This window comes from Fusobacterium sp. DD2 (genome assembly GCF_018205345.1).
Taxonomy (GTDB): Bacteria; Fusobacteriota; Fusobacteriia; order Fusobacteriales; family Fusobacteriaceae; genus Fusobacterium_A.
The window spans coordinates 1-363 of record NZ_JADRHM010000145.1 but is presented as its reverse complement, the minus strand read 5'-3'; the positions used below and the strand labels follow the sequence as shown (position 1 = coordinate 363).

Below are 363 nucleotides of genomic sequence, written 5' to 3'. Positions count from 1 at the left end.
ATTTCAAAGATGAATTTATTCCTTTATCATCAATTATTCCACCACTAGCAGCAGTTGTTGCAAAGACAGATAAGAAAGGTATTGTAAAATCTTTAGTATTTGTCGGTGATGGATGTCATATAATCAACATTAAAGATAAAGAAGAAGCAAGAGAACCAGATTTTGAAGAAGCAAAAGAATTTGTAAAAAATGAATTTAAGAAATCTATTTACAACGATATGTACAATAAAGTTGTAGAAGAGATATTAAATAAAAAACATGGTGGAAATGTTGAAAAAGCTTCTTCAGAAGAAAAAGTTGAAGAAAAAAAGAGTGAATAATTAGGAGGCTATTATGAAAAAAATATTAATGATTATTACTTTG

General features: G+C 26.7%; 1 pseudogene. It reads left to right on the top strand.

What is annotated here, in order from left to right:
• Window positions 1-320, top strand: a pseudogene (locus tag IX290_RS11495) (hypothetical protein); the annotation flags it as partial.
• Between the last annotated feature and the right edge of the window lie 43 nt (window positions 321-363).